This window comes from Acinetobacter sp. SWAC5 (genome assembly GCF_003419885.1).
Taxonomy (GTDB): domain Bacteria; phylum Pseudomonadota; class Gammaproteobacteria; order Pseudomonadales; family Moraxellaceae; genus Acinetobacter; species Acinetobacter cumulans.
Genome location: NZ_QUWR01000017.1, coordinates 76720 through 89742, shown reverse-complemented (window position 1 = coordinate 89742; position 13023 = coordinate 76720). Strand labels below are relative to the sequence as shown.

Genomic DNA, 13023 nt, shown 5'->3' with positions numbered 1-13023 from the left:
CGTGGGCAGGTGAAGGCTATGGCGCAAGATTCTTGCCACGTATTAATGAAATTGTGGTCATCGATTTCTTTGACGGCAATATTGACCGACCATTTGTGGTGGGGCGCATACATGAAGCACAGCGCAGCCCAACCAAGTTTGACAATAAAGGTCAATTACCCGAGACCAAAAAGCTGGCTGGAATAAAAAGCAAGGAAGTACAAGGTGAAGGCTTTGGACAACTGCGCTTTGATGATACGACTGGACAGATATCTACACAATTACAAAGTACCCATGGCGCCACTCAGCTCAACTTAGGAAACCTCAGTCATCCCAAAGAAACTGCAGAAAGTGAAGGTCGAGGCGAAGGTTTTGAACTAAGAACAGACCAATGGGGCGCAGTGAGAGCAGGGGAAGGTTTACTCCTCAGTACCTATAAACAAGACCAAGCAACAGGCACACACTTAGATGCCAAAGAGGCGAAACAACAACTTGAAGGATCCCTCAATAATTCAAAAGCCTTAAGTGAAGTGGCGAAAAATCAACAAACTGACCCACTTGAAGTCTTAGATAATCTGAAAAACTTCCTTGGACTAATTGAAAAAGGTAGTCAAGAAAAAGTCGATGCTTTTAAACAAGCTTTAATGATTTTATCTGCACCCAATCCCATAGCTGTTAGTAGCAATGAGGATATTCATCTCTCAGCAGATGGACAAATCAGTCAAAGTGCTGGGGATAGTATTAACATCAGTAGTCAAAAATCCTTCATTGCCCATGCACAAAGCAAGATTAGTCTATTTGCAGCGCAAGAAGGATTACGTGCGTATGCAGGCAAAGGCAAAGTTGAAATCCAAGCCCAAGGCGATGGGGCAGATTTGATTGCACGAAAAGGTATTCAAATTATTTCGACGGAAGATAGCGTGGAAATTAAAGCCAGTAAGAAAATAGTGCTGACTGCAGGTGGCAGTCAAATTGAAATCAGTAGTGCAGGGGTGTTGCCAACAACTGCTGGAAAGTTTGAGGTGAAGGCTGGGCAGCATACGTTTGTGGGGGGGCAAAGTTCACAGAATAACTTACTCACTTTGCCGAATTTAACAAATTTTTCTTTAAAGAAAAAAGTTAAAAAAATTTACTGGAGTTATGGCGAAAACGAAAACCGTATTGGAAATTCTTCAAGATTTTATACTGATGTTAATTTACATATAGAGACCGAAAATTATGCTGATGGTGAAACTGTTGTTATTAAAGTTAAAAATCCAAAGTTTGAAAGAGTCAGTAATCAACAAGAATTTTTACAATTTCAGGCAATTATAAAAAGTGGTACTGCGAAAATTAAGAATATTTTAAAAAATGAAAAATCATTAATTTTGAATGAAGAGTTACTTTAAATGGTTATCGAAGCAGAAGTAGATGGTGTTATATCGGAACCTTTGAAAGTTAATCGGCCAAGATGGACAGATATGGCTATTAATTATCCTAATAATACAATTCATAAAGAAACCTTGTATCCACAAATCTCTAAGGCATTAGGGAGAGAAATAAATAATGATGCATATGCAAATACTTGTGCTTTAAGAATGAGTGCGGGCTTAATCCGGTCAGGTTTACAACTACCGAAAGCACCATCAAAAGGTGGTACAATTGTTGGTGATGATGGAAAGAATTATTGGATACGTGTTAAAGATTTAAAAGCTTATTTATATACGCTGTTTAAAAAACCAGATTTATCAGTAGATTTACCAAAACTTTCCTCTATTAACCCATATGTACCAGAAGAACTTGATCATCGCTTAGATTATGTTAAAAATAATATAATTGAAAAAATTAAAAATAAAAAAGGAATTATTGTTTTTGAAGTAACTGGATGGGGCGATTCAACTGGTCATTTTACGCTATGGGAAGGAGGTGAAAATGGTAGAGGGCTACTATACTCCTCAGATGATCAAAATAATCCAGACTCAGCCACATATTACTTTTGGATGGTTGCTACTGGAAATAATAATGGTATAACGCAAAAAGTAGATTTTTGGGAGTTGAAGTGAGATATATTATTATATTATTTATATTTTTAAATTCATTTAATGTTCAGGCTAAACCAATGTCGGATGCTGATTCATTAAAAGCATACACTTTAATGAAATGTTTGCAATATAATCATTCAAATTTAATTTCAGAACAGGATTTTTCATATTTTAGCTTTGAGTTTGTTGGGAATGAAAGATTGGATTTTGATGAGATTCAGTTAATTGATCAATATGTGTATGAAAAAGTGAAGGGGTATTCTGAAAATAAAGTTTTTTTGAAAAATGATGTTTTACCAAAAAAAGGAAATAATATATTTTATCAATGCTATTTGTTTAATGAGTCAAAAGAATTAAATAAATTAATTAACAAATATATTAAGTAATTTTAAAAAATAAATATTGTCTATATATTTAAAAACATGGAAAGCTTATTCTAAACGTGAATTAGGTAATTATTGGTCTGATTCTCTACCTAATTTTTTTCTATAATAGACACCTCTTGCATAAATCATTTTTTGAACTTTTAAAATTCATGATGTAAATTCCCATTTCCTTACAGGAGATGGGAAGCACTGATTCGTAAACGAAAGGTTATTTTATGCTTAAAGTCCTTCATCCTCTTGCTCCTCATCCCAAAGGGAGAAGGGACTTTTATTGATAATTTAAGTACCGATTAATGATCATTTTTTGATTTTTGTAAGAACATTAATTTAGAAGAAGTAAATAAAATACTTTATGCAATCTATAGTGCATTATGGTTTTGGTTAAAATATAAAGTTTATATGGTAGATAAAAGACAAGGCTACTCAGATGTCAAAAAAATTACCAAAGTAGTAAATGGTGGTGATAAAGGTCTACATGAAAGAAAAGCAGTATATCTAGAAGCATAAGGAATATTTAAAAGAGTATAAAAAAATTTTACTTTGTATTTTTTTTATTTTTCATCAGATTATAAAATTGCTAAGTCATTTAATAAGGTTTTATTATGTGCTGTTAATGAAATAGATTTAGCATCATGTTAAGTTAATGAATCTAAAAAGAGAGCTGTTTTAATTATCCATGTCAAAATAAAAAAATTAACGGAATATAGGTTTGGGAAAAATAAAATAGAATTAAACCAAAATTTACTCCTATAAAAAATTTGAGATGGATGGATATTGCAACAGGTACTGTATATTTTGTTTTTAAAAATGGTAGAGCATATTGTAGTTTAGGTGTTTCTCATGAATCTTACGGGTCAAAAGTATTTTTAGAGGTATTTACGGTTAATAGGAAAAATTTATTTCAAAAAGAATGTACGACGAATTCTTTTGGTGAAGCTAAAGCAAAACTGAAAACTATAAAAGATGTTGAAGATAGCGTTATAAGAGAAAGTGGTTTTGATTTCCCAATAATTTTCTATAAGGCGGACAAATATATTTTTTTCTTGATATGTGATTCGTATACATTCTTTCAATTTAATTTGTCTATGAATACAGAAATTTACTAATGAATTATATGGGTTAAATTATTTTTGAAATGAAGGATACTAGCTTGGTTTATCCAAGATGATACATTTCAAGGCGAACGTTCCGTAAGTTGAAGAAATGAGATGTTAAGTAAGGAATTGATGGGTTAATGGCCATGAAATTTTCCAAATAGCAAACTAGAAGCCTTAATATTAGAAAGCCGTTTGGCTAAAAAAATTGCTATTTGACTCAAGAAAAAATAATTAGACTGACGGGATCAATTAAGAAAAAGAATAAACAGGAATTCAACAAAGAGTATAGAAAATGAGTAAATTAACAAAAATGATGTTATTGCCTGTGTCTTTAACCTTAGGTTTAGCTGGGTGTATGGGTATAGGTCCGAATAAAACTTATGTGTTGACTACAACTTCATTCAATTATGACCCAAGTTACAGAGCTTATATGGTTAAGATGAATGGAGAGGAAATGGGCGGAGGATTTGGCGGAGGAACCAAACGATCTGCTCTGATACTAGGATCGCAAAATATTGCTTGGGGGGAAGATAACAGTAAGCGTAAACATCAAGCCATTAATGCTGTGAATTTAACTAAAGAAGACTTAAAAAATAAACGATATTTAGCGGTGCATTTATACCCAGATGATAGCGTAGAAATAACAACGTCGAATGATCTGCCTGACCCGACACAGAAGGGTTTAGATTGGCGGGATAAATTAAGAAAGCAATCTAAGAACAAATAAACGAAATTTAAAGTGCTGTAATTTTTTTAAATATATTTCAACAAAGAAATGAATAAGATGAGCACCATAGTATTTAAAATATGAATAGATAAAAATGAAGAAATTAACAAAATTGATAGTATTGCCTGTGTCTTTAACCTTAGGCTTGGCTGGATGTATGGGAATAGGTCCGAATAAAACTTATGTGCTGACCACAACTTCATTTAACTATGCTCCAAATTATCAAGCTTATATGGTTAAGATGAATGGAGAAGAAATGGGCGGCGGTTTTGGCGGAGCAACAAAGCGTTCAGGATTGATACTTGGCCAACAAAATGTTACTTGGGGTGAAGGAAACAGTAATAGAGAACATAAAGCGATTAATGTTGTAAATTTAACAAAAGAGGATTTAAAAAATAAACGATATTTAGCAGTGCATTTATACCCCGATGACAGTGTAGAAATTACCACGTCGAATGATCTGCCTGATCCAACGCAAAAAGGCTTAGATTGGATGAAACACTTGAGAGAACAAAATAAGTAATTATTAAATAAAAAGAATAGAAAATGAGTAAATTAACCAAGTTGATATTATTGTCTGTGTCTTTAACCTTAGGCTTAGCTGGGTGTATGGGCATTGGTCCGAATAAAACTTATGTGTTGACAACAACATCATTTAACTACGATCCGAGTTATAGGACTTATATGGTTAAGATGAATGGAGAGGAAATGGGCGGAGGCTTTGGTGGAGCAACCAAACGATCTGCCGTGATACTCGGCCCACAAATTATTACTTGGGGGGAAGATAACAGTACGCGTAAACATCAAGCCATCAATGTTGTGAATTTAACAAAAGATGATTTAAAGAATAAGCGGTATTTGTCTGTACATTTATATCCTGATGACAGTGTTGAAATAGTGACTTCTGAAAATGGACCTAGGCCAACATCAAAGGGGTTAAAATGGAGAGATACATTATGGGAAAAATAAGTCCCTGATGATGGGGAAAATATTGATTTATAATTAAGGATAATAAGTAGAATATATAATGCGTAAATTTAAAAAAATGATTTTACCAGTCTCTTTGATTTTTGGCTTGGCTGGGTGTATGGGTATAGGTCCAAATAAAACCTATGTGCTGACCACAACTTCATTCAACTATGATCCAAGCTATCGGCCTTATATGGTTAAAGTGAATGGATATGAGGTGGGTGGCGGATACGGCAGTGCAACAATGCGTTCTGCTGTGATACTCGGTCCACAAATCATCACTTGGGGTGAGGATAACAGTACGCGTAAACATCAAGCCATCAATATTGTACATCTAAGCAAAGAAGAGTTATTTGGCGGTGCATTTATATCCTGATGATAGCGTAGAAATTACGACTTCAAATGACCTTCCGGATCCGACGAAAAAAGGTATAGATTGGGAAAATAAATTAAAATAATCATTGGGAGTTTCTTGTGTCTTTAACGATCTCAGAAAAAATTAAAAATAATAATCAAGATGTGTCTAATCAGCCACCTGTAAGTAAGCAAAGCTGTGAAGATATAGTAAATCTGTCGGTTTATTTTGATGGTACAGGTAATAATTTAAAAAATGATGAAACTGATGAAAAATGGGCAAATCCAGCTCGCTTGTGGCGTAATGCATTCGCTTATAAACAGTATGAAATTGAAATAAATAAACTTAGCAATACCTTAAGTCATGCAATTTACATTTCAGGTGTTGGGACACCTTTTAATGGTGAAATCGATCATTTAGAAGCATCCGTACGCTGGATGCAAGACAATGACTTAACAGGAGGAAGTACCGGCATTGGTGGAAGTAAAAGGCTGCAGTATGGTGCAGAACAGATAAATACGCATTTAAGTAAAGTTCTCAAACAAAAGATTGAAAAACTTGAGGCAGAACTGCAACAGGATGTGGCGCAGCGAAAAAATGAAGTGAATACTAAAGTTATCAGCAATTTAAATCAGCATCGATTAATCAAAAAAATCAATCTTTCAGTATTTGGCTTTTCACGCGGTGCCGCTTTGGCGCGTGTATTTACCAATGAAATGATTTGGAAAGCTGAAGCAGAAAATTTAGAGCTGAAATATGAAATGGAAGGCTATGCCGAAAAAATACCGTTGGAAGTCAAGTTCTTAGGCTTGTTTGATACAGTGGCTTCTTTTGGCCTGCCTGCAACTAATTTGCCCAATAAACTGACTTTCTCTGGGCGGGATATGGTGGTTGATCCTCGCGTAAAAAATTGTCTGCATTTGATTGCAGGCAATGAGCAGCGTTTTGCCTTTCCGGTAGATCTGGTACGGAAGGATGGGGTCTTGGCCAATCCTAAAAACTGGAAAGAAGTGGTTTACCCCGGCATGCACTCTGATGTCGGCGGCGGTTACGAGCCAAAGTCTCAGCATGTGAGTAATAATTTTGCCCGAATTACATTAAAACATATGACTAATGAAGCTGAATTGAGTGGTGTTAAGATTTTTTCATATGACAAGTTGGAAGAAGTGCAAAATAAGTTGTTTCTAGAGCAATTTAAAATTGAAGCAGAGACGCAAGCCTGTTGGGATGCCTTGCAAAAAGAGGCTGGAGCAAGCACAGGTAAAGTTGAAGATGATATGAAGCGCTATATGCAGATTTACTATAGCGCTTATGGAACATTGCATAGACAAAAACAGGCCTTGCATGCTGCTGGCAAGTCAGATGCAAATATAGCTCAATCCGTTGCGCAGAAAAATCGTGCTGAAAGCAGACGCTGGTGGGGCCCCACTGATATGGCGACTGAAGTTGAACGGGTGAAAAAAGCCAGAGGGTATACCAGTGCAGACAGTAATCAAGTGACTGGATATAAACAGTTATATCGAGTGTTTTACCCACTGCAAAAGCTTTACGAATTTTATATTGGTATTGATGACTGGGAACTTGAAAGCTTTGAAAAAGAAGCAAATGAAAACACGATTAAATTTTATTCAAACTATGTTCATGATTCAAAATATGGCTTTATTTATAATGCTGAACCATTCAGTTATTTCAGACAGCGGACGGTGTATGAACCTAAGCGCAGCTGGAAAGGTAAACGTGGAGATAAAAAATTAGGACCGGTTCATGAGCAAATTGCCCGTGAAAATGCGATGTCTGAAGCTGTACCCGAGACAGCATTAAATTAACTTGCTTTAGATGTATGCTAAGTTTTTTATCAGCGCATCACCCTATTTTTATATGGAGATATTTCTTTTCTGTTGTCTGCGGCACCTAGTAGAAAGCGTTATTTTAGATCGTATTATTTATTGAGTCATATCTTTCAGAAGGAATAGCCCTACTCATTTGCAAGTTTGGAGTACAAAAAAAGCGCATGATGACATGCGCTTTTTAATTTACAGTTAATTATTTTTCTACGAACGCACGTTCAATTACGTAGTCGCCTAGAACGCCCATTTTTGGAGATTCTTTGAGACCATGCTGGTCAAGAAGCGCAGCAACGTCGTCTAGGAATGCAGGTGAACCGCAAAGCATTGCACGGTCAGTTTCAGGGTTGAAACGTGGCAGACCGATTTTTTCGAATAGCTGACCAGATTCAATTGCAGTTGTTACACGGCCTTGAGTGTGGAATTCTTCGCGCGTTACTGTTGGGTAGTAAACCAATTTTTCTTTCGCACCTAATTCACCAAAGAATTCGTGATTAGGAATTTCATTTTCAATTAAGTCTTGGTAAGCCAACTCTGAAATGAAACGAGTACCATGCACAACGATGATTTTTTCAAAACGTTCGTAAGTTTCAGGGTCACGAATCACAGAAAGGAATGGTGCAAGACCTGTACCTGAAGAAAGAAGGTATAAGTTTTTACCAGGGTTTAAGTCATCAAGTACTAAAGTACCTGTAGGCTTTTTAGAAACTAAAATTTCGTCGCCAACTTTAACTTGTTGCAAAATAGATGTTAGAGGGCCATCTGGCACTTTAATAGAGAAGAATTCAAGTTCTTCTTCATAGTTTGCACTAGCAATAGAATAAGCACGCATTAAAGGCTTACCGTTTACTTCAAGGCCGATCATCACAAATTGACCGTTTTTAAAACGTAGTGCAGTGTCGCGAGTCGTTTTAAAAGAAAATAAAGTGTCATTCCAGTGGTGAACGTGAGTAATCTTTTCGACGTTGAAAGCAGCCATTAAAGGTCTCAATAAAATTATCAAATTAGAACAGCTTACTATTCTAATCTAAAATCATTCTCGATAAACTGAATATATTTAATTGAGCTTATCAGAAAAAGTGATTATGTCAGGTTTGAATTTGCCAATTATTGGTTATATGCGTTCTCCTTACCAAGAAAAGTTCGGGATACCGCGTCAGCCGAATTTGGTGCAGGTTGAGTCATATATAGAAATGACAGGTGAATATAATACCTTGCTGGCATTTGAAGGAATTGAAGCATTTAGTCATTTATGGTTGATTTGGCAGTTTCATGACAATAAAAATCAGGATACTCAAAAGTTCCGTCCGCAAGTACGTCCACCACGCCTAGGAGGCAACGAAAAAATAGGTGTCTTTGCTACGCGGAGTATGTATCGACCTGCGCCGATTGGTTTATCTGTAGTACAGCTGAAGAAGGTGGAAAAAGTTGGAAAATCTGTACGGGTTTATGTGCAGGGCAGTGATTTACTCAACGGCACGCCCATTGTAGATATGAAACCTTATATACAGTATTCGGATGCTGTGGCCGATGCACAAAGTGGTTATGCACAAGACGAGCCTAGGCGTAAAGTGGTGTTATGGCAACAAGTCGCAGAGCAACAAAAAATTCACTTAGTACAGACCAAAAAAATTGATGTACAGCAATTGCAAGAGCTTGAACAAGTATTGGCACTTGATCCACGGCCTGCCTATCAGGAAGACGCAATGCGTGTTTATAAAATGCGCTTTGCTAATGTTGATGTTGCATTTACCGTAAGCGTTGAAGCAGTACATATTTGTGAGCTTAATACAGTAATTGAATAGCGTTGTTCCTTATAGGCAATACAGTAGCGTGATGAGCACAGCAATATGCAAAATTTGAATTGGTGCAAAGTAGGCAAAATAGCGATAACCGCCCGTGATAAATGCATTGATGGATTTAGCAATTGCATGTGCAATCATCCCAAGAACAAATGCATAAAATACGGTGCTATTGTCGGGCGTACCTTGTATTACAACAGTTGCCATCGCGGCATGAATTTCAAATAAAGACGCTAGTAAGGTTCCAAGAATTAAACCTGCATCGCCTAAACTCAAATTAAGCGCGTAAACACCTGCCTGAATCAGCGTTAAGGTTAAGGCGATAATTGCAGCCTCTTTTAAGCTAAACATACGGCTATCTAAATCTTGATTGGGTATTGTAAGAGGAGCATCTCTTAATAAGAGCCATGCACAGGATGCCAAAACAACTGTGGCGATGAGAGTAGCAATGACAATGCTTTTTAGCCACAGCATGCTCAGACCAGCCACAATAATCAGTAATTGCAATAGTGTAGCGACACAAGACATGAGTGCAGCACCTGCATTGTGTTTTGCATTGGCACGTCCAGCGCGAACTTCCATGCCTAAGCTTGCAACCGTGGCAGTGCTGGACACAAAACCCGAGGCAATAGCAGATAGCATCATGGCATTTTTAGAAGACAATAAACGTTTTGCAATATGTGCTAAGGATTGCACGACCAAGATCAGTGTAAGAAGTTTTAAAATAATATAAGGATTAAGTACGTCGCCCCACAGTGGGGTATTGGGAGTAAGTGGAAGTGCGATTAGGATTAATGCCAATAAACACAGACCATCTCTAAATTCGGCTTCAGTAATCCATTTTCCTGCAAAGCTGTGCATGGAATGTTTGGCTCTTAAAATGATGGTTAACCCCACTGACAAACCTGCAGCCAAAGGCATATTCCATAAACATAGTGCCCCAATAAAATAGGTCATCATAAAAGCCAGTTCTGTGGTAATGCCTGGGTCATCCGTTTGGTTTTTAATTGAAAACACCACCATTGCACCCACAATGGCCGCGCCCATTAATCCAATATGCTGACCAAATAAAAAACAGAGTGCGCCAAGCAAGGCACAAATGGCAAAGGAGCGAAGTCCTGCAAAGCTGTGCTGATTTTCACGTTGTTTACTACGTTCACGTTCTAAACCAATGAGTAAGCCGCAACCTAGTGCAGATGCAAATATAGAAAGCAATGTAGCAAATGAGCCTGGAAATTGTGTGGCAAATGAATAATCCAAAAGGTCACCAATACTATCGTTATTATCTAGATGTGCTTGAAATATAGGCGAAGTTTTGAATGTCTTTCAAGCGTTGTATTGCTCAAAATAAGAAATATCCTTATTTATTTTAAGGTTTTGCTTTAGGCAGATTAATAAGGTAGGACCATTAAATACTTTTAGGTGTTAATTGATGGTTTATTGATATAAAAAGCAAGGTGAAACTTGTTATAGTAAAAGTCTGTTTGGGGACTGAAAATAATGATACATAATTTTGAAATTGACACGGTTTGGTGTTTAGAGCAATTAGAAAAAGATGGCCGCATTACCGAGCGCGATCGATTATTAATTCAAACGACACATCGTCAACGTGAACAACTGAAATGGCATCCATTACAGTGGATTTCAAATTTTAATTTGCCTGATCAAAGTCACCCGCAGTCAGTTTTAACGCTGAATCGCTTATGTCAGTGGTTGGCAGAAAAAAGCCAGTTACCTTTTTATATTATTGATCCATTAAAAGCGGATGTAGCAGCATTAACCAGTGTGATGTCGCAAGAGTTTGCATTTCGAAATCGTATTTTGGCTGTTGAGTTACAAAATGATGTGGTGCTGATTGCCACAGATCAACCGTATAAAATGGAGTGGATGGCCAATTTAGAACGTACGGTACTACCGCGTAAAATTCAGCGCGTATTGTTAAATCCTGAGCAATTACAGCGTTATTTGGTGGAATATTATCAGGTTAGCCGTGCGGTGAATAATTCGCAAAAAACCTCGGCTTATGATCGTGATAATAAAGGCGTGGAAGCTTTACTCCAGTTAGGGGATACGCAAAACCCAGATGCCAATGATCAGCACATTGTGAAGTTAGTCGATTGGGTACTGCAATTTGCCTTTGAACAAGGAGCGAGTGATATACACCTTGAACCACGTAAAGAAGCAGGTAAGGTGCGTTTTCGTATCGATGGGGTATTGCACACCATTTATAATATGCCAGCCAATACACTGACCGCCGTCATTTCACGTATTAAAATTTTAGGTCGAATGAATGTGGCTGAAAAGCGTAAACCGCAAGATGGCCGTTTAAAAACCCGTACACCAAAAGGCCAAGAAACAGAATTACGTTTATCAACCTTGCCAACAGCATTTGGTGAAAAACTGGTGATGCGTATTTTTGACCCTGAAGTGTTGGTACGAAGTTTTCAGCAGTTGGGTTTTGAAGGGCGTTTGCAAAACGCGTGGAATGAACTGACCAGCCATAGTCATGGCATTATCTTGGTGACTGGTCCAACAGGTTCGGGTAAAACTACTACGCTGTATTCATCTCTTAAGCAATTGGCTACAGATGAAGTGAACGTGTGTACTATTGAAGACCCGATTGAAATGTTAGAGCCTAGCTTTAACCAAATGCAGGTCAATACAGGCATTGATTTGGGTTTTGCTGATGGTGTACGAGCTTTAATGCGTCAAGACCCTGACATTATTATGGTGGGGGAGATTCGTGATCACGACACAGCCAACATGGCCATCCAAGCGGCATTAACAGGTCATTTGGTATTGTCTACGCTACATACCAATGATGCGCCGTCGAGTTTAACCCGTTTACATGATTTAGGTGTGCAACCCTTTTTGACGGCAGCAACCATATTGGGTGTTTTGGCACAGCGCTTAGTGCGGAAACTATGCCCGCATTGTAAGCAAGAAACTTTTATTGATCATCAAGAGTGGAAGCATCTTACATTCGATTACAACATTGATATGCCAGATTTTGTGTGTAAGGCTGTTGGGTGTGATGAATGTCGCAATACAGGCTATAAGGGGCGAGTAGGTATTTATGAGTTTATGCCACTGAGTTTGGAAACCAAGCAACTGATTGGCGCCAATGCAGATTTAACAAAACTTCGTTATCAAGCTCGTAAAGAAGGCATTGAACCGTTAAGAATTGCAGGTGCGCGTAAAGTGATGGCTGGTGTAACCACCTTAGAGGAAGTGCTACGTGTTGTGCCTTTAAACTGAGCACTAGGCATTTGCATATATGTCTGATGGTCTAAAATGCTTCTTGTTTTAATGGGGTGTGATTTATTTAGTGTGTCCAATTTCATACGCAAGATGATTTGATCCTAAGATTCACCTCATCTTACTTTGTTTAAATGCAGTTATCGAATCAAGCATTGAACATTTAAACAGAGGAAATGAGCATGAACACATTAACTAAATCATTGGTTGCAACCGTTTTTGCAGGTGTAGCTGTGTATGCGGTTGCAAACCCAACAGCACCACAAACCAAGGTAAATGCGCCAGCCATCAATCAACAAGCTATTGCTGCACCTGCATTGGTGACTGTAAAGCAAGCTTTGACTTTAAAAGATGATACTGAGGTTCAGTTAAAAGGCTATGTTGTGAAAGCCTTAGGTGATGAAAAATATCAATTCCGTGACAGCACTGGCAGCATTAGCGTTGATATTGATGATAAGTTGTGGCAAGGCAAAGCGATTTCTGCCAAAACACCTGTTGTGATTATGGGTGAAGTGGATGTTGATTTACTACCGACCAAACACGTAGAAATTGATGTTGATCATATCAAATTTTAAGAGCACGTAG

Annotated in this window: 12 protein-coding genes and 2 pseudogenes; 12 read left to right on the top strand and 2 right to left on the bottom strand. The window is 37.4% G+C overall.

The features are described from left to right. The 9 genes and pseudogenes from DYI81_RS13110 to DYI81_RS13070 all read left to right on the top strand — a co-directional run. A pseudogene (locus DYI81_RS13110) lies at positions 1-1073 on the top strand (DUF2345 domain-containing protein); the annotation flags it as partial. Between the two features lie 294 nt (positions 1074-1367). Beyond that, positions 1368-2021: a type VI secretion system amidase effector protein Tae4 gene (locus DYI81_RS13105; RefSeq protein ID WP_117007776.1), complete on the top strand. Its 654-nt coding sequence runs from the start codon at positions 1368-1370 to the stop codon at positions 2019-2021. Positions 2022-2077: 56 nt separating this feature from the next. Next, the gene (locus DYI81_RS13100) at positions 2078-2386 is read left to right on the top strand and encodes a hypothetical protein (protein ID WP_117007775.1); all 309 of its coding nucleotides are present in this window, start codon (positions 2078-2080) and stop codon (positions 2384-2386) included. 767 nt (positions 2387-3153) lie between these two features. Then, entirely contained in the window at positions 3154-3492 is a 339-nt protein-coding gene (locus DYI81_RS13095) for a hypothetical protein (protein WP_117007774.1), read from the top strand. A 283-nt stretch (positions 3493-3775) separates the two neighbouring features. Further along, the gene (locus DYI81_RS13090) at positions 3776-4210 is read left to right on the top strand and encodes a hypothetical protein (protein ID WP_117007773.1); all 435 of its coding nucleotides are present in this window, start codon (positions 3776-3778) and stop codon (positions 4208-4210) included. 94 nt (positions 4211-4304) lie between these two features. Continuing rightward, positions 4305-4733: a hypothetical protein gene (locus DYI81_RS13085; RefSeq protein WP_117007772.1), complete on the top strand. Its 429-nt coding sequence runs from the start codon at positions 4305-4307 to the stop codon at positions 4731-4733. A 23-nt stretch (positions 4734-4756) separates the two neighbouring features. After that, positions 4757-5179 (top strand): hypothetical protein, encoded by a 423-nt coding sequence (locus tag DYI81_RS13080; protein ID WP_117007771.1) that lies wholly within the window; start codon positions 4757-4759, stop codon positions 5177-5179. Between the two features lie 58 nt (positions 5180-5237). Then, a pseudogene (locus DYI81_RS13075) lies at positions 5238-5637 on the top strand (hypothetical protein). Positions 5638-5653: 16 nt separating this feature from the next. Continuing rightward, positions 5654-7360 (top strand): DUF2235 domain-containing protein, encoded by a 1707-nt coding sequence (locus DYI81_RS13070; RefSeq protein WP_117007770.1) that lies wholly within the window; start codon positions 5654-5656, stop codon positions 7358-7360. A gap of 217 nt (positions 7361-7577) precedes the next feature. Here DYI81_RS13070 and DYI81_RS13065 read toward each other — a convergent pair whose 3' ends face one another. Then, entirely contained in the window at positions 7578-8357 is a 780-nt protein-coding gene (locus DYI81_RS13065; protein WP_117007769.1) for a ferredoxin--NADP reductase, read from the bottom strand. Positions 8358-8463: 106 nt separating this feature from the next. Here DYI81_RS13065 and tsaA point away from each other — a divergent pair, with 106 nt between their 5' ends. Next, the gene (gene tsaA, locus DYI81_RS13060; RefSeq protein WP_171356363.1) at positions 8464-9183 is read left to right on the top strand and encodes a tRNA (N6-threonylcarbamoyladenosine(37)-N6)-methyltransferase TrmO; all 720 of its coding nucleotides are present in this window, start codon (positions 8464-8466) and stop codon (positions 9181-9183) included. Between the two features lie 9 nt (positions 9184-9192). Here the strand turns inward: tsaA and DYI81_RS13055 are convergent, their stop codons facing one another. After that, entirely contained in the window at positions 9193-10440 is a 1248-nt protein-coding gene (locus DYI81_RS13055; RefSeq protein ID WP_117007768.1) for an MgtC/SapB family protein, read from the bottom strand. A 240-nt stretch (positions 10441-10680) separates the two neighbouring features. Here DYI81_RS13055 and DYI81_RS13050 point away from each other — a divergent pair, with 240 nt between their 5' ends. Both DYI81_RS13050 and DYI81_RS13045 read left to right on the top strand, forming a co-directional pair. Further along, positions 10681-12438: a GspE/PulE family protein gene (locus tag DYI81_RS13050; RefSeq protein WP_117007767.1), complete on the top strand. Its 1758-nt coding sequence runs from the start codon at positions 10681-10683 to the stop codon at positions 12436-12438. A 182-nt stretch (positions 12439-12620) separates the two neighbouring features. Then, the gene (locus DYI81_RS13045) at positions 12621-13013 is read left to right on the top strand and encodes a NirD/YgiW/YdeI family stress tolerance protein (protein ID WP_117007766.1); all 393 of its coding nucleotides are present in this window, start codon (positions 12621-12623) and stop codon (positions 13011-13013) included. Positions 13014-13023: the final 10 nt, after the last annotated feature.